At 42.8% G+C, this 21,472-nt stretch carries 20 protein-coding genes, 1 tRNA gene and 1 pseudogene; 12 read left to right on the top strand and 10 right to left on the bottom strand.

Features of this window, described 5'->3' with window-relative positions:
- Positions 1-11 precede the first annotated feature (11 nt).
- The 3 genes from LYNGBM3L_RS50845 to LYNGBM3L_RS47380 form a co-directional block, all read right to left on the bottom strand.
- On the bottom strand, positions 12-161 hold the full coding sequence (locus LYNGBM3L_RS50845) for a QAALIT motif small membrane protein (protein WP_287256278.1): 150 nt from the start codon (positions 159-161) through the stop codon (positions 12-14).
- A gap of 336 nt (positions 162-497) precedes the next feature.
- Positions 498-1,235 (bottom strand): PhnE/PtxC family ABC transporter permease, encoded by a 738-nt coding sequence (locus LYNGBM3L_RS47385; protein WP_008184339.1) that lies wholly within the window; start codon positions 1,233-1,235, stop codon positions 498-500.
- A gap of 87 nt (positions 1,236-1,322) precedes the next feature.
- Positions 1,323-2,099, bottom strand: coding sequence for a PhnE/PtxC family ABC transporter permease (locus LYNGBM3L_RS47380; RefSeq protein WP_229414487.1), 777 nt, complete (start codon positions 2,097-2,099; stop codon positions 1,323-1,325).
- Between the two features lie 1,178 nt (positions 2,100-3,277).
- On the opposite strand from LYNGBM3L_RS47380, the gene glyA reads away from it, so the two are divergent.
- Positions 3,278-4,600 (top strand): serine hydroxymethyltransferase, encoded by a 1,323-nt coding sequence (glyA, locus tag LYNGBM3L_RS14150; protein WP_008184337.1) that lies wholly within the window; start codon positions 3,278-3,280, stop codon positions 4,598-4,600.
- A 370-nt stretch (positions 4,601-4,970) separates the two neighbouring features.
- Here glyA and LYNGBM3L_RS14145 read toward each other — a convergent pair whose 3' ends face one another.
- The gene (locus LYNGBM3L_RS14145; protein WP_131827037.1) at positions 4,971-5,189 is read right to left on the bottom strand and encodes a hypothetical protein; all 219 of its coding nucleotides are present in this window, start codon (positions 5,187-5,189) and stop codon (positions 4,971-4,973) included.
- Positions 5,190-5,312: 123 nt separating this feature from the next.
- On the opposite strand from LYNGBM3L_RS14145, the gene LYNGBM3L_RS14140 reads away from it, so the two are divergent.
- Entirely contained in the window at positions 5,313-6,173 is an 861-nt protein-coding gene (locus tag LYNGBM3L_RS14140; RefSeq protein ID WP_008184334.1) for an SAM-dependent methyltransferase, read from the top strand.
- Here the strand turns inward: LYNGBM3L_RS14140 and LYNGBM3L_RS43510 are convergent, their stop codons facing one another.
- Positions 6,174-6,338, bottom strand: a complete 165-nt coding sequence (locus LYNGBM3L_RS43510; RefSeq protein ID WP_044493191.1) for a hypothetical protein — start codon at positions 6,336-6,338, stop codon at positions 6,174-6,176.
- 122 nt (positions 6,339-6,460) lie between these two features.
- On the opposite strand from LYNGBM3L_RS43510, the gene LYNGBM3L_RS14130 reads away from it, so the two are divergent.
- From LYNGBM3L_RS14130 to LYNGBM3L_RS14120, 3 genes are read left to right on the top strand one after another with little or no spacing between them, the layout of a single operon-like run.
- Positions 6,461-7,822: an aminotransferase class III-fold pyridoxal phosphate-dependent enzyme gene (locus LYNGBM3L_RS14130; RefSeq protein WP_202799204.1), complete on the top strand. Its 1,362-nt coding sequence runs from the start codon at positions 6,461-6,463 to the stop codon at positions 7,820-7,822.
- 36 nt (positions 7,823-7,858) lie between these two features.
- Positions 7,859-8,710 (top strand): NAD(P)-dependent oxidoreductase, encoded by an 852-nt coding sequence (locus tag LYNGBM3L_RS14125; RefSeq protein ID WP_008184329.1) that lies wholly within the window; start codon positions 7,859-7,861, stop codon positions 8,708-8,710.
- 16 nt (positions 8,711-8,726) lie between these two features.
- Positions 8,727-9,911, top strand: a complete 1,185-nt coding sequence (locus LYNGBM3L_RS14120) for a TauD/TfdA family dioxygenase (RefSeq protein WP_008184327.1) — start codon at positions 8,727-8,729, stop codon at positions 9,909-9,911.
- On the opposite strand, the gene LYNGBM3L_RS14115 is transcribed toward LYNGBM3L_RS14120, so the two are convergent.
- A complete protein-coding gene (locus LYNGBM3L_RS14115; RefSeq protein ID WP_008184324.1) occupies positions 9,895-10,539 on the bottom strand; it encodes an L-threonylcarbamoyladenylate synthase in 645 nt (214 codons plus the stop codon). The two genes, LYNGBM3L_RS14120 and LYNGBM3L_RS14115, sit on opposite strands and share 17 nt — an antisense overlap.
- 98 nt (positions 10,540-10,637) lie before the next feature.
- Between LYNGBM3L_RS14115 and folK the strand changes: the two genes are divergently transcribed.
- The 6 genes and pseudogenes from folK to LYNGBM3L_RS40670 all read left to right on the top strand — a co-directional run bounded on the left by folK (position 10,638) and on the right by LYNGBM3L_RS40670 (position 14,695).
- On the top strand, positions 10,638-11,150 hold the full coding sequence (gene folK / locus LYNGBM3L_RS14110) for a 2-amino-4-hydroxy-6-hydroxymethyldihydropteridine diphosphokinase (protein ID WP_008184322.1): 513 nt from the start codon (positions 10,638-10,640) through the stop codon (positions 11,148-11,150).
- A gap of 192 nt (positions 11,151-11,342) precedes the next feature.
- Entirely contained in the window at positions 11,343-12,074 is a 732-nt protein-coding gene (tmpR, locus tag LYNGBM3L_RS14105; protein ID WP_008184320.1) for a bifunctional dihydropteridine reductase/dihydrofolate reductase TmpR, read from the top strand.
- 89 nt (positions 12,075-12,163) lie between these two features.
- The gene (locus LYNGBM3L_RS40675) at positions 12,164-12,544 is read left to right on the top strand and encodes a dihydropteroate synthase (RefSeq protein ID WP_008184318.1); all 381 of its coding nucleotides are present in this window, start codon (positions 12,164-12,166) and stop codon (positions 12,542-12,544) included.
- Positions 12,532-13,149: a dihydropteroate synthase gene (locus LYNGBM3L_RS14095; RefSeq protein WP_008184317.1), complete on the top strand. Its 618-nt coding sequence runs from the start codon at positions 12,532-12,534 to the stop codon at positions 13,147-13,149. The genes LYNGBM3L_RS40675 and LYNGBM3L_RS14095 overlap by 13 nt, the downstream gene beginning before the upstream one ends.
- A 33-nt stretch (positions 13,150-13,182) precedes the next feature.
- Positions 13,183-14,314, top strand: a pseudogene (locus tag LYNGBM3L_RS38340) (IS630 family transposase).
- Between the two features lie 201 nt (positions 14,315-14,515).
- The gene (locus LYNGBM3L_RS40670) at positions 14,516-14,695 is read left to right on the top strand and encodes a hypothetical protein (protein WP_131827036.1); all 180 of its coding nucleotides are present in this window, start codon (positions 14,516-14,518) and stop codon (positions 14,693-14,695) included.
- Between the two features lie 12 nt (positions 14,696-14,707).
- Here the strand turns inward: LYNGBM3L_RS40670 and LYNGBM3L_RS14080 are convergent, their stop codons facing one another.
- The 3 genes from LYNGBM3L_RS14080 to LYNGBM3L_RS33950 form a co-directional block, all read right to left on the bottom strand.
- Positions 14,708-15,139, bottom strand: coding sequence for an NUDIX domain-containing protein (locus LYNGBM3L_RS14080; protein ID WP_044493200.1), 432 nt, complete (start codon positions 15,137-15,139; stop codon positions 14,708-14,710).
- Positions 15,140-15,549: 410 nt separating this feature from the next.
- A tRNA-Asn gene (locus LYNGBM3L_RS14075) sits at positions 15,550-15,621 on the bottom strand.
- 203 nt (positions 15,622-15,824) lie between these two features.
- Positions 15,825-17,996: a serine/threonine-protein kinase gene (locus LYNGBM3L_RS33950; protein ID WP_161603165.1), complete on the bottom strand. Its 2,172-nt coding sequence runs from the start codon at positions 17,994-17,996 to the stop codon at positions 15,825-15,827.
- Between the two features lie 417 nt (positions 17,997-18,413).
- Here LYNGBM3L_RS33950 and LYNGBM3L_RS14065 point away from each other — a divergent pair, with 417 nt between their 5' ends.
- The gene (locus LYNGBM3L_RS14065) at positions 18,414-19,682 is read left to right on the top strand and encodes a serine/threonine-protein kinase (RefSeq protein ID WP_008184304.1); all 1,269 of its coding nucleotides are present in this window, start codon (positions 18,414-18,416) and stop codon (positions 19,680-19,682) included.
- Positions 19,683-19,836: 154 nt separating this feature from the next.
- Here LYNGBM3L_RS14065 and LYNGBM3L_RS14060 read toward each other — a convergent pair whose 3' ends face one another.
- Positions 19,837-21,180 carry a lamin tail domain-containing protein gene (locus LYNGBM3L_RS14060; protein ID WP_008184302.1) on the bottom strand — a complete coding sequence of 448 codons (1,344 nt, stop codon included), beginning with the start codon at positions 21,178-21,180 and terminating at the stop codon, positions 19,837-19,839.
- Positions 21,181-21,472: the final 292 nt, after the last annotated feature.

Here is a 21,472-nt window from a genome sequence, read left to right as displayed (position 1 = left end):
AGTGTCAGATGTCAGTTTGATGGTAAGTGACTCACAACTTCCTCTGTCAGGTCTGATGCCGGAGGAGCAGAAGATGTTGAGTCGGTGCTGATTAAACCGAAATCTGAAGATAAATAAAGTACTAAGGTGAAGGTTATAGCTAAGATAAGTTTTTCTAACATTTTACACTCCTCTAGTAGCAACGTCATCTAGTAGTAACGTTATTAAGTAGTTACCCCTATCTTCAGTATCCTGAATTTTTCTTCGATCGTAGGTGATCCTGTGGTAATAGGGGTTGTGACAATTGTCATAAGGTCAGGTGACGTAAATCATCGACAAATAGTTTCTTTTGTGCGAATAAAAATAGCTAGAGAGTTGGTTCACTCAGAGATGGGGTGATGGGGTGATAGGGTGATGGGGTGATGCGGTGAAGTTAATTCAAGTTAATTCAAGTATGGGGAAGAATTTGGGAGATCAAGGATTTTGATATCGGTATAGTTGTGTCGAAATACTTTGTCCTAGTCATGGTTTCTCAAGTTTGTGAGAAATCTGGGGTTACTGGTTACCACTACACTGCTATAGTCAAAGCTACTCAATTGTTCGGTCAGCAACAGACCTAACCCTCCAGCTCCTACTAATCCGACCATGACAGTCTCCCGGATGCAGACTTCCCAGCGATAGAGGATATAAGCTAGGAAACGGGGCAAGTTAATCGGCAGTATTCCATAGAGAAACAGTAGCGTTCCCGGAGTTCCCTGGGCTTTCAAGGCTTCTAAAGGAGGCTTTTCCAGGTTTTCATTGGTTTCTGTCATTAATCTGCCTAGAATACCGAGGTTGTTTAATCCGAGTGCGATCGCACCAGGTAAAATTCCAGGAAACAGGACAAACAGGGCTACTATTGCCCAAATCGGTGCGGGAATGGCTCGGCAAAAGAGTAGGACTATCCGAGTTAGCACCAGTATTGTCCAACCTTGTACCGACGCAATAGTTAATGCCTTAGGATTGGGATTGAGCAATCCACCAGGAAGCAGAAAATTATGGGCTGCTGGAAAAGACAGCACCATCCCAGCAATACCAGCACCAGCAATCCCTAGTATCGACATGGCAAGGGTTTGGATGGAGAGAGTCAATAACTGTGGGAATTGCAATCCATTAATTTGTGGTGGAAATGACCCTTGGGCAATATCTCCCAAAAGTTCCTGAGTACGGGGAGACCAAAGCTTGCTGAGTCCGGGACTGACATACCAAAAGCTCAAAAAGCAAAGGCAGACTAAAATCAAAAGCACCCTTAGATTAATCCGACGGCGCAATATAGCACTACTGATATCGACTGCGCCGTTTAATCAGACCAGAACATAGAAAAATGTCCACAGTTGCTCGTAACGCAGGGACTGTAAACTCAGAAACATCTGATCACCTAATCCTCCAGCACCAATAATCCCCAGTACTGTTGCTGAGCGAATGGCACAGTCAAAGCGATAGACACTGTAGGAAAGAAGATTGAAAAAGGCTTGGGGAATCAGACTGTAGAGAAGTGCAGTTAAGGGGGATACGCCACTATTGAGCAAGGCCATTAACGGTTCCCGTGGGGTTTCATCCAGAATTTCTGAAAAGACCTTGGCAACGATGGCACCATAGGGAATAGCGATCGCAATTATGGCCACTAGGGGATCTAACCCCCAGATATTGAGGAAAAATATCCCCCATATCATCTCATGAATCGCTCTAGGAAAGGCCAGCAGTCCCCGCATGGCTAGCCAAATACTGTGGTGCATGGGCCAGTGAGGAAAGACGGTCAACCACCACACTTGTGACGTTAAAATTCCTCCTACCATCCCCAGCAAGATACTCAGAAAGGTTCCGCAAGCGGCATAAGCGAGGGTGGTAAGAGTGGCATTCAGGGTCAGGCGCAAAAACTCAGGACTAATCTCTGGGTGCCAACTAGCCCGCAAAAATCGCCAGAGTAAGGGAAATCCACCGGGATTGAATAGGTCTTGTTGAAATATTCCAGCTTGGTAGGCGGAAAGAGCAATAGCAACAAAAAACAACAGTCCCCACAGCCGAAGTAGATCGAGTAAGGGTGGGCGAGATAACTGCTTCACCATTAAAACTAACGTCAATTTTGTTACCCCTACTCCCTACTCCCTATTGCCATTAACTGAGGATGAAAATCTCTGACCCAATTGAGAACTGCTATATTTTTTGATATGCTTAATTATCTCTGTTCTGTCACTCTCCGCAAACTTTTGTATTTTCGCGCATTCTATAACTTTTGTAGTTCAAACGATTGCCAGATTTTTTTCTAGCAACAAATACAGTATCCAAGTTTTTCTAATAGGATAGCTTGTATTGATTGACTGATAAGGCTTGTGTAGATTGGCTTCCCGGAGAGTGACAAAAGCCGGAGAGTGACAAAAGAGGGTTATAGCATTTTTCAATTAGGTGAGGTACAAAGTTTCGGTTTTTAGGGAATAGGGGACATGTAACAGCGAACATGGAAAAAATTTTGTGTACCTCATTATACTATAAAACACTAGAATAAATTAATAACTCAAAATAAAATAAATATAAATTTTTGATTTTATTTGAAGTTTACCGGTCAGATTGCTGGTAATATTGATTTTGGGCTTGCTAACAAGTCAACCATTGATATTGCTGAAGCATGATAGTAGTGCTCGCAAACCAGAAAGGGGGTGTTGGCAAAACAATGGTTACCATCTGACCCAAAAATTGGCTCTTGCACACTTTTGGCCAAACTTCCGCGCACCCCATAGCGGTTCCTGGGGGATATCTAAGAAATTTAACACTATTTTTAGATGATGCTCATTTCATCAGCAAATCCGGGAGAAGCAACATCCAGCGGAGCTCTTAGAGGTGGCTAATATTGCTAAGAAATGTAATGCTCTTGTTCGATCATGCTCATGTCATGAGACAATCGGGTAGAAGCAGCTGACCGTAGTGATTGATGATGTTCTATGATCATCAACAGGATAATTCCCACCTACTACTACAAGATCTATTACCAGATTTTTTTGTGTTAAGCTAATCACTGGCAATCTAAATTCACAACACCACAATGAAATAACAAAAAGCGTTCAAACCAAGTCCCAGAAAGCGGTTTCCCTGATTTGTAACTATCTGACCGAAAAAATTCCTAGCCATTACCAGCGATCGCTAAATTAACGGCAAGCTTCAATAGTCAGTTGAAGCAAAAGTATCGCTTGCTAGGTTATTGGATTGATAAATTTTTGGTCAACAGAGGAAATCCGAGATTAAGAAGAGTTTAAGGAGAAAAAAATTGACTGTTTCCCAAGACAAAACGCAACTGAACAACCATGGTTTAGGTTTAAATTCCGTAGATCCAGAGGTCTTTGCGATTATTGAGCGGGAAAACCAAAGGCAAAAAGACAATATTGAATTAATTGCGTCAGCTAACTTCGTTAGTCGCGCTGTATTAGAAGCCACTGGCTCGATTTTGACCAATAAGGTGGCTGAAGGATATCCAGGTCGTCGCTACTTTAGCGGCTGTGAGAACATTGACGAGTTGGAAAACTTAGCAATTTCCCGTGCTAAGGAATTATTTGGAGCCGCTCACGCCAATCTTGAACCCTACACAGGGTCTCAAGCTAATCATGCAGTTTATCTGACTGTCCTTAAACCGGGCGATCGCATCTTAGGGATGGATCTCGGTCATGGGGGGCATCTGAGCCATGGTGCGAAATTTACCATGACAGGTAAAATCTATGACTGTCATTTTTATAAAGTCGATCCACAGACAGAGCGTCTGGACTACGATCAGATTCTCGCCCAAGCTCAAGAGATTCGTCCCAAACTAATTATTGCTGGTGCGAGTTCCTATCCCCGCATCATTGATTTCCAACGCTTTCGGGAGATTGCTGATCAAGTCGGAGCCTATTTATTGGCTGATATCGCCCACATCTCAGGATTAGTTGCAGCCGGATTACATCCTTCTCCCGTTCCCCATGCTCATTTCGTCACCACCAGCACTCAGAAAACCATGCGTGGACCCCGTAGTGGCATGATCTTGCTGGGAGAACATTCCGCACCAGAATTTGCTCGCAAGATTGATAGTGCAGTCTTTCCTGGGGTACAAGGCGCTGTTCACGTCCATGCGATCGCTGCAAAAGCTGTGATGCTCAAAGAAGCCATGTCTGACAGCTTTGCTGCCTATCAACGTCAAAACCTCGAAAATTCCAGGATATTAGCAGAAGATTTGAAGTCAAGGGGATTTCGCCTGGTTTCTGGCGGCACTGATAACCATCTGATGCTTCTCGATCTCACTGAGAAAGGTATCACAGGTAAAGAAGCCGAAGATCGCTTAGCTAGCGTCAGGATTACTGTCAACAAAAACCTGCTTCCCTACGATTCCCAGAAGCCTACCGTCTGTAGCGGTATCCGGGTAGGAACATCCGCAATCACAAGCCGGGGATTTGGTTTTGAGGAAATCCATTGCATTGCCGAACTAATAGATAAAATGCTGAGCAGCGAACCGACAGTTAATACCATTGCAAAGGTTCAAGATGAAGTCAGTCGGTTATCAAAGAATTTGGGTCTAAAACCCCGTCCTTCTAGGACGGCTTTTAAGTTGACATTTTCATAGCGCTAGAGTATGATTTGAACATAGGGTACAGGCTGAAAAACCGTTCGCGTAGCGTGGCCTTTGGCCTTGGCGCAACCGGGAGAGAGACCCGCCACTGCTAGACCTAAAAGAAGTAATGCCCGGAGGGAAGGGAAAGTCCTCCTTAAAAACCCAACCATCAATTAACCGTTGGTGTGTGAACCTGAGCTTTGCGAAATTAGAGAATGAAAACGGTACGGCGGGGCACGCCGGAACCAGGTGAAAAGGAGGGAACAGACTTTTTAAGGCACTCCTAGTAAGTAGCCAAACGCGATCGCGAGAATTGCCCGCTGGGTCTATCATGAACTGAACTAGAATCTTTGTCTTGACGGGTTTCCGGTTTAGGTATTGCCTACTTTTTGGCGGCGTCAAAGATTAGGACATGATGGTTTAAGGCAGCTCGTTGATCTGGGAATCCCCGCTCTTCCAGGGCGGGGAGTGTCAAGTCGCCTTCATCCCCACATCGATTCGATTTACGAGCAAGATCGGGACAGGTTTGCCCTCGAATCCCAATACCAACTTCTGTGATTTCGCCCCCCGACCCCAATTCTGGGGCAGAAATACAGTTCAACTCCCCCAAGTACCCCCATCTTTCAAAGTCCCCCAGGATTGGGGGATTTAGGGGGCTTTACCCAAAGTTTCTCTGAATTTCCTGCACATCAAACTCTGAAAACATCAGCTATAGATCCATATCATGACCACAACAACAGCAAACTCTGAACAAGCCACAGAACGCGCCAGAGTACATTACAACAGTGAAAATGCTCGTAATTTGTATGAAATTGCCATTGGCAGCGACACCTTAAATTTAGGGATGTACGAGGACGATCCAGACCGCCCCATCGCTGAAGGGATGGCGAAAACCACTGAGTGGATGGGGGCACAAGTACAGAACCTCAATCCCGATTTCCGTGTGCTTGACCTGGGTTCTGGATATGGGCCAGCCGCACGGCATTTAGCTGGCAAATATGGCTGTCATGTCACCTGTCTCAACATTAGCGAGGAGCAAAATCAGGAAAATGAGCGGCGCAATCGTGAACAGGGTCTTGACAATCTGATTGACATTGTGTACGGCAATTTTAAAGACATTCCATTTGACGATGCCAGCTTTGACCTAGTTTGGTCTCAAGATGCCTTGTTCCACTCTGACGGGCAAGATCGCGTCCTAGAAGAAGCCTATCGGGTGCTTAAACCAGGGGGACAGTTAATGTTTATGGATATTCTGCAAGCAGATGATTGTCCAGATGGAGTGTTAAAGGATTCACTCCAACGGGTTAATATCCATCACGGGCGTTTGGGTTCTTTCCATTCCTATACTAGTAAAGCCGAAAGCCTGGGTTTTGAGACTATCAACGTGATCGACAAATCCTATCAGTTGCTGGTTCACTACACTAAATTGAGGGATTCGGTAATTGCCCATTACGACGAACTCAGCCAAAAATGTACCCCAGAATTTTTAGAATCTTCTAAGAATGGCTTATGTCAATGGGTTGAATCTGCTGAGAAAGGTCTGTTTACCTGGGGCTTATTTCATTATCGCCGTCCAAATGCCTAGTTATAGCACTGTTGGCAGGTAATAGGTAATAGGTAATAGGTAATAGGTAATGGGTAATAGGTAATGGGTAATAGGTAATAGGTAATAGGTAATAGGTAATAGGTAATAGGTAATAGGTAATAGGTAATGGGTAATAGGTAATGGGTAATAGTTGATTTTATCCACACTTAATTACTTATTACTTGTTACTTATTCCTTGTGTACCTTCCCCTGCACTCAAACCTAAAGCCCACTTGTTGGAGTTACGCCCAATAAATTATTAGGCGTTTTTCAATAGGTAATGATAAGTGTTGCAAAATAGAAAGATTCAAGTAATGAACCCTCAAGAAATTGTTAAAACCCATCGCGACCACGTCTTTTTTTCCTGGGTACCTCAGAAAAACATCCAAAATCCCATCGTTATGGATCGTGCTGAGGGCGTTTACTTCTGGGATAAAGATGGCAAACGTTACCTGGATTTTTCCAGTCAGTACGTCAACATGAATATTGGCCACAGCCACCCCAAGGTGATCGCAGCCATAAAAGACCAAGCCGATAAGCTTGTGTTTGCCCATCCCGGTACTGCTACGGAAATTCGTGCCGCAACAGCAGCTAAGTTAGCAGAAATTACACCAGGGGATCTCACCAAGACTTTCTTCACCCTGAGTGGGGCTGAAGCCATTGAAAATGCCATCAAAATAGCACGACTGTACACGGGTAGGCATAAAATTGTCACCCGATATCGCAGTTATCATGGCGCTACCCTCGGTGCAGGAATCGCTGGAGGAGACCCCAGACGCTTGGCTCACGAACCAACTATTAGCGGGATTGTTAGAGTTCACGACCCCTATGCTTACCGTTGTCCTTTTGGCTACGCACCAGAAGGAAATCCCCAAGTTTATATCGATCACGTAATTCAAACCATTGAATTTGAGGGGCCAGAAAATGTCGCAGCCATCCTGATGGAAACGATTACGGGTTTCAATGGTTGTATTATTCCCCCCGATGGCTACTGGCAAGCCCTACGGGAATATGCTGACCAGCACGGCATTTTACTCATTTGCGACGAAGTTATTGCAGGCTTTGGTCGCACTGGGAAAATGTTTGCGATCGAGCATTATGGGGTGGTTCCCGATATTATGGCAATGGCTAAGGGACTCACCTGTGGCTATGTTCCGATGGGGGCAGTGATAGTAAGGCAGCATATCGCCGACCACTTTGAAACCAACCCCTTCGTCTGTGGGCTAACATTCAGCGGTAATCCCATTGGTTGCGCTACAGCCCTGGCGACCATGAAGGTTTATGAAGAAGAAAATCTGGTGGAAAACAGCCGGATTATGGGCGATCGCATGGCAGAAAAGTTACAGGAAATGAAGGCAAAACATCCATCAGTGGGGGATGTCCGTAGTTTGGGACTGTATGGATTGATTGAGTGCGTCAAGAACCGAGAAACAAGGGAACCTTTGGCTCCTTGGAATGCTAAACCCCACGAAATGGTGGTCATGGGTAAAATGGCTGCCCGTCTTCGAGAGCTTGGTTTGCACGGTCTGATGCGTTGGAATTGGGTGTTTATGTCTCCCCCACTTTGTATTAATGAAGAGCAGCTTGAAGAAGGGTTTGCCATCATTGATGATGCTTTGAAAATTGCTGATGAAGCCTACGAAGGTTAATCACCTCATCGATAGTTGAAATAGGAGAAAGTTCCCATGCAAATTGGATTTATTGGTCTGGGTAATATGGGCAGTGGTATGGTTGCCAATCTGCTAAAAAAAGGCTTTGAAGTTGCGGTGTACGACATCCAACCTGAAAAAGCTGAAGCTTTAATTGCAGCGGGAGCAAGTTGGCGCAATTCCATCCCAGAGGTAGCAAGTGATGCGGATGTGATCATGACCAGTCTGCCAGGGCCAAAGCAGTTGGAATCTGTGATGTTGGGAGATGCTGGAGTAATTGCCCATGCCCGTCCTGGAACGATTTGGCTCGATACTGGAACCAATTCCATAGAAATTATGAACAAGATTTCTACCTTGGCATCCGAGCAAACAATTGACTCCATTGCAGCCCCTGTTTCTGGAGGCGCACCAGCAGCTCAGAAAGGAACAATGTCAATGTATGTGGGGGGAAATGAAGCAACGTTTGACAAAATCAAAGGCATATTAGAAGCCATTGGTTCGCAAATTTATTATGTAGGACCACTCTCCCATGCTATCCTTTCCAAATTGCTGATTAATTATCTTTGCTTCATCAATACTAAAGCCCTGGGAGAAGTGCTGTCTTTAGGACAAGAAGCAGGAATTGATCCCAAACAACTCACAAACATGATTCAAGCAGGTTCGGGTAGTAGCTGGGTCGCGGAAAAATTACTTCCCTCTATATTAGAAGGGAATCCGGGTCCAGCATTTACCTTGAACTTAGCTCACAAGGATGCCTGTTTAGTTAATGAACTCAATCAAAGCTTTAAAACCTCTCTAGAGTTTTCAGAACGTCTATGCGAGGTCTTACAACAGGCTTGTACAACCTATGGTGGGGATAAAAGTTTTACTCGGATGATGGATTTGTAGTAGCAAGAAGAAAGCGATGAGTTATAGTAACTTGGCGATTGACCTTTCCCAACAATATCAAATCTCCAAAGTCCAACAAGACCACAGAAAACTGTTCGTTGATTGGGGCGACGGTCATCGAAGTACTTTTCACTATATTTGGCTTCGGGATAACTGTTATTGCTCTGGTTGTGGGGATCCCAAACATGGCGAAAAGCGTTTTCGGCTCGTTGATGTTCCCTTAGATATAAAACCCCTGTCAGTTCGTTGGGATAGTGGCAACGCACTGGAAATAGTATGGAAACCGGACGGTCACAAAAGCATCTATGATGCTCAGTGGTTGCGACAGCACTGCTATTCTGCTACCGAGAGAGAGCATCGTCAGCATCGACCTATTCTTTGGGATAGCAATATTGTTACTAACCTGCCCCAGATTGCTTATGAAGAAGTCCAAACTGGGGATAAACATCGGCTACAACTACTAAAACACCTGAGAGATTACGGGATTTGCTTTGTGCGAAACGTGCCTACTCAGAAGGGAGAACTCGAATCTTTGGCTCAGTCCTTTGGTCCTTTATTGGAAACCAATTACGGGCGTGTTTTCGAGATTGTTGTAGACCCAGAGGAAAGCCAGAAAAGTGTTGCTAACTCCCAAATTAACCTCATACCCCACACAGATGATGCCTATCAATATGCACCACCTGGAATTATTTTCTTCCACTGTTTAATGGCAAACAACGATGGCAGCGGTCAGTCTACCTTTGTGGATGGTTTCCAAATAGCAGAGGTGCTGCGTCAGGAAGATAGGGAGGCATTCGATCTACTCTGTCGTTACGAAGTTCCCTTCCGAAAATATTATAGCAATCGCATTGATATGCGGTTCAGCAGTCCAGTTTTTTGCCTCGATAGTGGTGGTAATTTGAAGGAAGTTCGGATTAGCAATTTATTTCCTGCTCCCTTGGACTTACCAGAGGAGATTATCGAGCCATTTTATGCCGCATACAGAAAGCTAATGCAGCTCTATACCCATCCGAAATACTGCCTCAAACAAGGTCTACAACCAGGAGATCTGGTGATGTTTGACAACCACCGTATCCTACACGGACGCAATGCAATCGGAATACAAAACCAGCGCCGCCATTTGCGCTACTGTTCAGTAGACCGGGATTATTTCCAAAGCTGGCGACGGCTTCTTGAGAAAAATCTCAGCTTTCAGGGATAGGTTGCAAATCAGGAATGGCTTGGCGGAGTTTCGAGAAAGACCAGGCACCCTCGCGCAATAGCTGAGCCGGTGACCCTGTAAAATCAACCAGGGTAGAAGGTTGTTGTTCGGGGTTTGGCCCTCCATCCAGAACCAGTGGAACTCGCTCTCCCAATTGTGCAGCTACTTCAGGGGCTGTTTTCTGAGTCTCCATCCCTGAAACGTTAGCACTGGTTACCGCTAGGGGAGCCCCAACCTGACGCACCAATTCCAAACAAAGGGGATGGTTAGGGATTCGGACTGCTACTGTGTCTTTACCTGATGTCACAAATGGTGGCACAATGTCAGTCTTGGGGAAGATGCCAGACATTGCCCCCGGCCAAATTTTACGGAGTGACTCGATGGTACTTTCAGGAATTTCTTGAGTCACTTGTTGCAGTTGTTCAAAACTGGCGACATAAATGATCAGGGGTTTATCTGGCGATCGCGATTTCACCTCGAAGATCTTTTTAATACCTGATTCCTTAGCAATGCTGGCTCCAATGCCATAAATAGTATCGGTTGAGAAAACCACTACATCGCCCTTTTTGAGCAAATCAACTGCTTTATTTCGTGCCGCTTGATCATCAGCAGGTAAAATCTCTGTCATAGGATCTTCAAATTTTTGTCGAGCTATTGAATGTTTCTATGGTATTATAAAATATTGTACAAGATTAGCTTGCCACAAATTCTTCTTTGAGGAGCTGTATGGTATCTAATCCCGAAATATTATCAACTACGAAAAGTACCCTTAGCGCGATCGCACTAGGTAGTAACCTCGGTGATTCTCAAGCCACATTAGAAGCTGCTCTGATCGAACTCGATCAAACTCCAGGCATTACTGTCAAAACCCGCTCCAGTTGGTACAAAACTAAACCTATTGGACCTGTGCAACCAGATTATATCAATGGTTGCGCCCTAGTGGACACACAACTAAGTCCCCAAAAGTTGCTAGAGACTATGCTAGAAACAGAGCAAAAGTTTGGTAGAGTTCGTGTGGAACATTGGGGAGCAAGAACCTTAGATTTGGATTTAATCTTGTTTGGTAACCTGATTCTAGATACTCCTGATATAACAATACCTCACCCACGCATGAGAGAGAGAGCCTTTGTGTTAGTGCCGTTGGCCGAAATTGCTCCTGATTGGGTAGAACCAGTCTGGGGAATGAAAGTATCCCAACTTCTCGAAAGGTTAGATATTTACGGAGTTACTCGGTATTAATTTTTAGGATATCAAATCCGGTTGATAGACTATAATAACAACCGAAAAAAATAAGGCAAGGCAACCTAACCTAATGCCGATGAATGATAGTCTATAGATTTGTATATAGATTTGGTTTAAAACCAATACAAAAACAATGCTGATGGAGTAAATCAAGCAGTATAAACTTAAAAACAATGGTGAACAAAGACAATGCTGAAAAAAGCTTTAGTGACCGGATCAGCAGTGGGAATTGGAAAAGCGATCGCTATTGATTTAGCTAGTAAGGGATTTGATGTTGCATTTCACTATAACCGCAGTGAACAAGCAGCCAAGCAAGCTTCTCAGGAAGCAGCGACTCACGGAGTAAAAGGGATCGCCCTACAAGCAGATATCACCAAACCTGATCAAGCCAAGTCGTTGGTAGAAAATGCAGCAGCACAACTAGGGGGTTTATCGGTAGTTGTTAATAATGTGGGCAACTATTTGAGTAAACCTACTAGCCAAATCTCAGTAGAAGAGTGGCATTCTGTAATTGATTCCAACCTCAATACTACTTTTTATGTCACTGGAGCCGCAATTCCCTACCTGAAGTCCGCAGGTTGGGGTCGCATTGTTAATATTGGTGCTGCCAGTGCCCATAATGTCACTGCCCGTGGTACTAATACAGCTTATATGATCGCTAAAACTGGCATCATTATTTATACTAAGTCCCTTGCTAAAGAGCTAATTACAGATAAGATTACTGCCAACGTGGTATCTCCAGGAATAGCAGAGAATTCCTTTGAATACGATGATGATTGGCAGGATGCTATGCCTAAATTACCAGCAAAACGCCCTGCTACATTGTCAGAAATAGCCCATGCTGCTTGGTTTTTTATCAGTCCTGAGGCTGATTACATCACAGGACAAGTAGTAGAAGTTTCTGGCGGCTGGAGTTTATAGTATTACCAAGCGATGCAGCGCGGTCTTGGGGGTTTCCCCCATGAGCGACTGCATCAAGAGAAGATAAAAACATTTTTAATAGGATAAACATGCTTACTATAGAACATCTATACGAAATTAATGAACAGTATAAGGATTCCTTAAACGTAAAAGTTGAAGAATTTACCATTGGCAACAAACATTTGAATTTTAATTCTCAAAAAGCTATCTTAGGAGTAGTTAATCTTTCTAGTGATTCTTGGTACAGGGAAAGTGTCTGTTTAAGTTCAGAACAAGCGATTCGTCGTGGCATAATGTTAACAGCCCAAGGAGCGGATTTTGTAGATATTGGTGCTGAATCTACTTTGCCCCATGCTGAGAGGATATCTGAAAAGTTGTTTGATACTGAATTTTGCCCCCCTATCCCCCCAATTCTGGGGGGAAAAAGAATTTATTTGCTGGTAAAAGTCCCCCAAAATTGGGGGATTTAGGGGGCTTTGATGTAGCAAATGAGACTGCTCAGACAACCTCTGAGAGAGTAGAAGATGTGAGGCAACAAAGTAAAATTTTGCCTGTGCTGGAAGCCCTCCATCAAGAAGGTGTATTAACTTCTATTGAAACCTATTATCCTCAAGTGGCTAGGGAATGTTTAAAAGTTGGAGCAAATATCATCAATTTAACTGGTTCCCAAGACAATCAGGAAATTTATAAACAGGTATCCGAGTTCGATGCTGGGGTTATCATTTGTTACGTTCAAGGAAAAAACGTCAGAGAAGTTGATGACTTTAATTTTGGCAACGACCCAACCGACTTAATGTATGATTATTTTGCCAAGAAAATTGAAATAGCTACTCAACTTGGTGTTAGGAAAATTTTTGTTGATGCCGGGTTAGGTTTTTACTACAAAAATCTCGAAGATAGCGCCCTACGCATCCGTTTTAAAATGAAAACCTTTTTAAATACTTTTCGTCTTCGGAAATTAGGGTTTCCCGTGTGTCATGCCCTCCCCCATGCTTTTGAATGTTTTGGAGAAGAATTCAGAAGTGCTGAACCTTTTTTTGCAGTGCTAAGCTGTTCGGCATTTAAATTGGTATAATAAAAATTAATAAATAACCCAATAATAGGAAATATGCCAGCAAAAAATTATCTGACAGCAAAAAACAATACTTCAAAAAGCCTTAAAAATAGAAGAAAATGGAAATATTAGAGAACGTATTTTAATTTTGCTGTTGTTGAATAGTGGAAAAACACAGTTAGAAATTGCTGAAGTTTTGGGTTGTTCAAAGAACACAGTCTGTTATTGGTGTGTCCACGGAGATCCAGATGACTTAGAGAGTCTTAAAGATAAAAGAATGAAAGGCAATCACCAAAAAGCAACAAAACAATATATAGAAGTATTATTAGAATTAGTCGAAAAAGAACCCGAAGAATTAGGATATGAATTTGGTCGATGGACAGCTCAAAAATTAGCCGTTCATTTAGAAGATACAACAGGCATCAAGTTAAGTGGGTCTCAAGTTCGTAGGATACTAGTCAAGAAAAAATATGTTTACCTTTGGTCAAAGTATAGCTTAGATTCTAAAAAAGACCCTAAAAAAAGGGAAGCATTTAAAAAGAAACTAGATGAGTATTTAAAAATAGAAAAAGAAAGCCCAGAGCGTCTTCAGGTATGGTTTTGGGATGAAAGCGGATTTAGTTTGAGAGTCATCAGAAGAAAAAACTGGTGTAAAAGAGGAAAGCGAAAAAAAGTTAGAGGAGACCGTTCGCGCAGCGTCGGGCTTTGCCCGAAAGGCAAGGGAGAGTTAATGTGATGGGAGCTTTGCGATATTCAGATAAAAAAAGATTTGTAGATTTCCTCAAAAAAAGCAATAGTCAAACTTTTTATGAAGTTTTAAAAACCTTTTATAAAGAGCTAGAAATGAATGGATGGAAGCGGGTAATCAACTAGAAGACTTTGCTAAGAAAGGACCGAAAATCGTCATTATTTTAGACAATGCTAGTTTTCACAAAAAGCCGAATATATTCATAAAATAGAAGAAGATATGCCGAATATTTATTTAGAATATCTTCCCGAGTATAGTCCTGATTATAACTTAATTGAATTGGTTTGGCATTCAGCAAAAGAATATATTGCCAATCGAGTTTTCAAATCAATTGAAGAATTAGAATGTTTGTTAAATCATCTTTTAAATGAAGGAGGGTTAATTATAAAATGGGTACGAAAAATAAAAAACAAAGGCAATGCTGTTATCACAGTTTAAATGCGCAACAGCTTAGCAGCATTAGGAAAAACCGATTTGTTTAGAACTCATGAAGTTCCTAAGATTAAAGCGGTTTTAGATACTCTTAGTTTATTTTAAATATTGGTTTTTATGTAACATTTTTTTTAAATTATTTGATTTTTAATTGTTAAAATATTACTATATTATATAATTTATAATATATAGAAATTCTATTCACGAGTGAGCTACAAATTTCCGGGTTTTAGGAAACAGCGGATCACCGGAACAGCGGATCGGGTAGCTAAGGCCGTGAGCCACGCTTTAGGCTTTGCCGACGCTGCGCGTTCGCGTTTGGCCTACGGCCAAACGCGAACGGAGCAGGGAATAGGTAATAAGAAAAAAAATCTCTGTACCTCATAGCTATGAGAAAAGTTATATATCATAGTGATTATAAATTTTATTTTCCAGATACTCCTCAATTAACAGGCGAGTGTAGCTATTGAGAGGATACTCCAGAGCTTTTTGGGGAGTCACCCATACCCATTGCTCAATTTCTTCGTTGGGAGTGATGGTTTCTCTGGCAGAAAAGGCATAGTAATTAACCATGATGAAATGGGCTTCTCGCACAAACTGTGAGTCCAACACTGCTTCCTGTAGCAACCCAAAGCGTACCTGAGTTAAATCTAGACCAACTTCTTCCCGAAACTCTCTGAGCAGTGCCTCTTCGAGGGTTTCACCCCATTCTACTTTACCTCCTGGTACACCCCATTGACCCCGCCATTTAGTGGTTTTCACAATCAAAATTCGTCCACTTGTAGTTAAGGCAAGTGCCCCTACCGTAGTCAAAGGAAACTGCCCCTGCACAGATAGCCCTCCATTTATGATTTTCTTTGGAATCCCATTGCTTAGCTTGTTTTGTCGTAATTTTTTGTTCACAGACCTACTTGGCATAGGTGAGCGCAGTTTTCAATCTTTAAGGATCACCATCTGATATCACCAATCACTAATCGTGATTTCTGGGCTAGTGGCCAGTAAATCACGATTATGTCAATTTCAGGGATCAGGTCGAAGCTATTTCCTGTATAAAACTTGATTGTCCCAATAATCTACCATGCCCAAACGCGCTTATCGTCCGGTTGAGCAACAATGAACCACCCCTTAGTGAAAAATCTTGTATCCACTGGCAAGGCATTTCAGGGGAAGTCTGATACGCTAACTCTCTAGACCTTGAATAACTTCCAGGCTATCAGGAGGTGTTATATTGAAAATTTAAACTCCCCAGGCAAGATTCGAACTTGCGACCAATCGGTTAACAGCCGACCGCTCTACCGCTGAGCTACTGAGGATTGCCAAACAATTGCTCTTCACATCTACTGATTATAATCATAAAGTACAAAGTCTGGCAAGTACTTTCGCAAATTTTTTTGAAATCACTGTTGTGTCGGGAGTTTTGAGTACAGGTTACAGTCAACAATAAATAGTTAACAATAATCAGTCCAGTAAATATAAGCCAGTCGGTAGTCAACAGTCAGTAGTCAGCAATAATATCCTAATGGTTGACTTCTTGCCACTGTAACCCATGCTTGAGTGGGGAACGGCTTGATTCAACGTTGACGTTGAGCAACGGTTTTTGGTTAACCCCTGATTGCCTTTGTTTTTCTAACACTGCTCTAGCTAATGCAGCTTGTCGTTCCACTTCTTCCTTTAAATGCTGCTTACGGGAATACTCAGCTATCTTGATTCTCGCTTTCTGGTAGGTGGGGGTTTCTTTAGGGATTTGAGACAAATACACTAGCGCTTTAATAAAGTTACCCTGTCCTCCTTGTTCATAGGCTTCTTGTAACAAGTACTCTGCTCGAATCTGTTGCTTTTGCTGATATTCCTTCAGCTTTGGTTGGACTTTAGCACCGGTGCGGGTTTCTGGATGGATTTGTTCGAGTAGTGCGATCGCATTGGTAAACTCTTGGGCTAATGCTTGTTTGTAGGCTTGCTTTAATAACCCTTGGGCTTCTGCCTCAAGGCGAGGTTTTGCCTTCTTGACTAATGGCTCCATCTTCTTTTGCCAAAAGCCAATTGAGGGCATTTTATCGTATCCCTCAAGCACATCTGACCATCTTCCTTGATCAAAGGCTTGCTCTGTAGCCTTAAACAGAGCTTCAGCACTTTGCCATTGTTGCTGCCACTGTTGAACCGTATTTAGGGATTGTTCATAGATCAGGCTATCGCTAGGAATCGATTCTGCTAGTGCGATCGCTTCCTCCAAATCACCGGCTTGATAGTGTTTGATTGCCTTTTGTAGAATATCAAATTCAGAACGAGACGCAGAAGCATTCAGTAAAGCATAAAGTCCGATTAAAATGGCTATAGCATTGGAGCTTGCTGCTCCCACTCCGATTCCTTTCAGTAAAGGTGGCAATTTTGGCCAGCTATACAGGGCGAATTCACGGACATACACTTTCCAATCTAATGGCGGCTCATCAGTGCTAAGTGCTAAGTTATTATTAATATTTTTTGATTCTTTAGTGTTATTTATTGATTCGTTATTACTACTTTTTGATTCTTGAATAATAAATTTTGATTCGTTATTACTACTTTTTGAGTGTTTTTCCAGGAGTGTTTTCTGCTCATTTTTGACTCCTGAGTCAGACAATGGCGTTGCCTGTTTTAATTGTTGTGAGCTAGACTCCCTAGTCAGTGCTGAGTGTTCAATGGTAACCATTGAGTCAGACTGAGTATCTAGCACGTTTAATTCAAGAGTGTCATTGTCACTAAACTTGATACTGAGTGGTGAGTGCTCCGTTATCAGTTCTGAGTCAGACTTAGCAATAGATACTTTTAACTCAGGACTTTGAGTACACATCAGTGTCTTAAGTACGATTAAGGCATCAGTTGCTGACTGATAGCGTGCTTCGCTGTTGTAAGACACCATATGGTTGAGTACAAACGCCATTTTATCGCTAACCGATACATGTTTTCGCCAATCAATCTCACCAGTCTCAGGGTCAGCCAATTGCATTGGGGTCATGCCTGTGAGGGCGTGAATCGCAATCATTCCTAGGGAATAAATGTCACTGTTAGGAAAGGATTGACCAGCAAGTTGCTCTGGGGGTATGTAGGCGAAGGGACGAATTGTGCTGGATGGATCAGACGATGGGATCTTGGTCAGATGGAGTTTGATTGACTTTGAATTAATCAGCTCAGCAGCACCAAAGTCAATCAAAACTAGCCTACGGTCTGACCCTCGTCTGATTAGGTTATTGGGTTTGAGGTCCCTATGAATTATCCCTTGGCGGTGAATAAATTCTAGGATGCCTAAAACATCTTGTAATAGTTCAATGCACTGGTTTTCCCTAAAGCGTTTATTACTGTTTTGGCTGATCGGCAGTTCAGTACTAAGAGTTTCTCCGATAATTAACTTTTGAACTAAGTAAAATCCGTGGTGATCTTCAAAATAATCAACTAGACGAGGAATTTGGTTATGGCTACCCAGTTTGATCAAGGTTTGAGCTTCATTGAGCCAGAGACGCTTAAGAAATTGCCATTTTTGAGGATCATCGCTTTTGGGCTGAAGATACTTAATCACATAGCGGGGATGGCCCTGTTGTCTGGTATCCTCTGCGATATAGGTTTTGCCAAATGCCCCAGCACTTAGAGATTCAATGATTTTATAACGCCCATTTAGGAGCTTTCCCCATAGGGAATGATTTGGATTAATTTTCAAAGAATTTTTTCCTACCAGAATCACTTCTATTTAGTTTTTTTCAAGAAACCAACAGTGTTTCCGGAATTAGTGGTTTACAGAAGTAATTGGATTTGCTGTAGTGTCACCCGGTAGGAAATCGGATGTAAGCAATCAGCTATATTAAATCAGCTATATTAAATCATATATATTAAATCAGCTATCAGTGATCAGCCATTGTAATGATCGGCCTTACTCCCGTTGCGGGATGATCTGACAATTGTTGACAACCCCAAAGCTTCCACTCTTCACCCCTCTCCCCCCTCCCGATTTTGTCCTCATTTGCTACAACAGAAAGCAACTGGGTATAAAAACTATATGCCAGGATAGATATTAGATGTGTGTTCTTCGGTGGTCATCATATCCGCTTCTCAAACATGGAAAGTTGAAATTAGCACTATGAGCAAGGATCTAGACTTTAGCCCCCAGGGCTATGAAATTAAACAAGAGTTAGGACAAAATCACGCTGGGGGTAGAGTCACCTACCTGGCGACACAACTGGAGACTCAGCAAAATGTTGTGATTAAGCAGTTGCAGTTTTCCCAATTAGGCACTAGCTGGGCAGAATATGACACTTATGAACGAGAAATTAAACTCCTGCAGCAGCTCAATCATCCTAGCATTCCTCGCTATATCGATTCTTTTGACACTCCCACTGGATTTTGCTTAGTCCAAGAATATAAACCAGCACCTTCCCTCGCGGAAGATTACCACTGGACACCAGAAGAAGTTAAGCAAATTGCGATCGCTGTTTTGGAAGTCTTGGTTTACTTGCAACGGCGGCAACCTCCTGTGATTCATCGAGATATTAAACCAGAAAATATTTTGGTTGATAGACAGGGCAACTTGAAGGTGTATCTAGTAGATTTCGGTTTTGCCCGGATAGCAGGTGGGGATGTGACGCTTAGTAGCGTTGTTAAAGGTAGTGTAGGGTTTATGCCACCAGAGCAGATGTTTAATCGGCAATTGACCAAAGCATCTGATCTGTATAGCTTAGGGACAACCCTGATTTGCTTGCTGACAGGGACAAAATCTAGCGAAATCAACACCTTAGTTGATGATAATTATCGGATTAATTTCAAACCACTGTTGCCCAAGTTAAATCCTCAGTTTATTCATTGGCTCGACAAAATGGTGGCACCTAACCTCAAACATCGCTATCCCGATGCAGCAACTGCCCTAAAAGCCCTGAAGCCGATTGATGTAGTGAATGATGTCACTCCTCTAAAAACACTGTTGCGGGCTATACAACCAACAAAGGCAGTAGTAAAACTTGCCACCCTCAGCCTTGTGGCTGCTTCTTCATCGGCTATAACCTATGCCTGGCTCACCAGTCCAGCCAGACAGTTGCTAAGCAGTGGAGAATGCCCAGGCTGCAATCTCCCAAATATCAACCTACAGGATAAGAACCTCAAGCAAGCTAAGCTGGAGGGGGCGAATCTTAGTGGTGCCGACCTAGAGGGGGCTAACCTGTGGAGAGCTAACCTTAGGGGGGCTAACCTGTGGGGAGCTAACCTAGAGGGGGCTAACCTAAACGGTGCTCGCTTGCATGGTGCTAACCTGGGCGGGGCTAACCTCAAGGACGCTAACTTTGACATCAGGAGGGCTAAGCGCCAGGGCATTAACCTCAAGGGCGCAACTATGCCTGATGGCTCTGTACATAAGTAGTCCGATCCTGTCTGGTTGAATACTTATCATTCTGGGTTTTTCGTCAATTGAAAATCGATAATTGAAATTGAAATTGAAAATTAACAATTAACAATTAACAATTAACAATTATCGATGAACCTAAATAGTAAGTGATTAACCTGACTCGAGATGACTAATTAAATTGAAAGATGTGACCAGAACGAGCACGAGAGTATTTAACTGTTGCTATCTGGTTGGAGGAGCGATCGCGTACTGTGATCAATCCTGATTTATTGCTCAACTGCATTGAGGATTGAGTTAAACGGGTGATTGGGAAGCGCTTAACTTCTAAGGGCTGAAGAATCCCACTCAGGAGTTGGGGACGACCTAGTTTATCTGCCATCTCCCAGCCAGTGAGGTCAATGGCTTCACTGGTCACATTCTTCAACTCAACCCATTCGCTTCCGCCTTCATCGGAGCCTTCTGGATTAGGTAATGCGGCTACGATTATCACAGCACCATCATTCTTGATGATATCATCTACTGGCACAACTACTGGACGATCCATATCCGGTTCTTTTGTGCCATCCTTGCTCAGGAAGATGGGAAAGAAGGAACGAATAAACTCGCCACGGCTACCATTGGGATTGGTACTGCGGTAGAGGACTAAATCGTAAGTGGCATCATTGATAGTAATTCGACGCTTGTCACGAATTTTGCCATAGATACTTTCATAATAGGCAACGGTTGCGATCGCGATTTCACATTCAGGGCTTGGTCCAACAAAAAATCCCCCTTTCTTCTTGAACAATTTAGCAATAACATTGCCTCCCATATCAGTCACGTTTTGGTTCATTTGTAACGTGACAACGTTGGGATTATTCGGTCCTTCATTCCCTCGTAAGTCATACTTGTAGCCGAGAAAATTTACTCGCTGATTTTTTTCATCTAGGTAGAATTTTACCCATGAATGGTAACCAGAAATGGTGCCAAGAGTTTCTCGTTTATCTCCAGAGCGGATATTGTATTTTCCTTCCCCAACAAATACATGCTCAAAGCCAGAAGCGAAGTGAGTTGATTTGCCCTTGTAGTAATTGGTGTAGTGTTCAAACCAGATTCGCTGTAGCTTGATTCTAAATTGCTGCTCCGAAAGATTTTCACCTAACTCTTCGTTAATATAGTTTCGGGCAAGTTGGATCGGTTTGGTAGAGAGAATCAGAGAAATAAAATCTAATTGCTCATGTTCTTCTTCCTCAGGAGTAAATTCTGGGTCAAGAGAGCGGATGGCGTAGTTATCTAAGAGTTTAATGAAACTGCTATAGGTGCGGGTTTCATCGAACAATTTGTCTTCATTAACTTTATAGAATAAGGGTCGGGTAGCTAAGTCGATTTCACGTTGACCGCTAGCTTTGACCTGCTCATCTAATAGAATGTCAGCAGTTTCGTCTTCCCATTCTCCGGAGCTAGTGCGAGTGCTAACCGAGAATTGGTTTTCGTCACTTTCCCAAATTTGTTGATAAATATTGGTTTCGCTCATGTCTCTATTTTTTAAGTCAAATGATCTAAAGGTTGTTGAGGATATCTATGCCAAGTTGAATGATTGACGGTCAACGGTCAACGGTCAATAAATCTATCCTAGGCTCACTATTTTCAGGAGACAGTACCCTTGAGGGTACTTTTTTCTTGCTCCTGCGGGGTAGTTTCAAATCTGATTTGTAATTATACTCAAATCTTGCACCATTATCAATAAGCTTGGTTCATGTCGGGTGGGCAGTGCACCAGACAGATAATCAAGCTTGCAAAGCGCTTTGGTAGGCACTGCCCACCCT

The sequence above is a fragment of the Moorena producens 3L genome (assembly GCF_000211815.1).
Classification (GTDB): Bacteria; Cyanobacteriota; Cyanobacteriia; order Cyanobacteriales; family Coleofasciculaceae; genus Moorena; species Moorena producens.
The sequence above is the reverse complement of the archived record's forward strand: the minus strand, read 5'-3'. Positions and strand labels throughout refer to the sequence as shown.

Bases quoted from the DNA above. Each gene is read 5' to 3' on its own strand.
- LYNGBM3L_RS14115 (WP_008184324.1), bottom strand. From the start codon at position 10,539: ATGACAGAGATTTTACCTGCTGATGATCAAGCGGCACGAAATAAAGCA.
- tmpR (WP_008184320.1), top strand. From the start codon at position 11,343: ATGCTGAAAAAAGCTTTAGTGACCGGATCAGCAGTGGGAATTGGAAAA.
- folK (WP_008184322.1), top strand. From the start codon at position 10,638: ATGGTATCTAATCCCGAAATATTATCAACTACGAAAAGTACCCTTAGC.
- LYNGBM3L_RS14060 (WP_008184302.1), bottom strand. From the start codon at position 21,180: ATGAGCGAAACCAATATTTATCAACAAATTTGGGAAAGTGACGAAAAC.
- LYNGBM3L_RS40675 (WP_008184318.1), top strand. From the start codon at position 12,164: ATGCTTACTATAGAACATCTATACGAAATTAATGAACAGTATAAGGAT.
- LYNGBM3L_RS14065 (WP_008184304.1), top strand. From the start codon at position 18,414: ATGAGCAAGGATCTAGACTTTAGCCCCCAGGGCTATGAAATTAAACAA.
- LYNGBM3L_RS14125 (WP_008184329.1), top strand. From the start codon at position 7,859: ATGCAAATTGGATTTATTGGTCTGGGTAATATGGGCAGTGGTATGGTT.
- LYNGBM3L_RS14120 (WP_008184327.1), top strand. From the start codon at position 8,727: ATGAGTTATAGTAACTTGGCGATTGACCTTTCCCAACAATATCAAATC.
- LYNGBM3L_RS14140 (WP_008184334.1), top strand. From the start codon at position 5,313: ATGACCACAACAACAGCAAACTCTGAACAAGCCACAGAACGCGCCAGA.
- LYNGBM3L_RS50845 (WP_287256278.1), bottom strand. From the start codon at position 161: ATGTTAGAAAAACTTATCTTAGCTATAACCTTCACCTTAGTACTTTAT.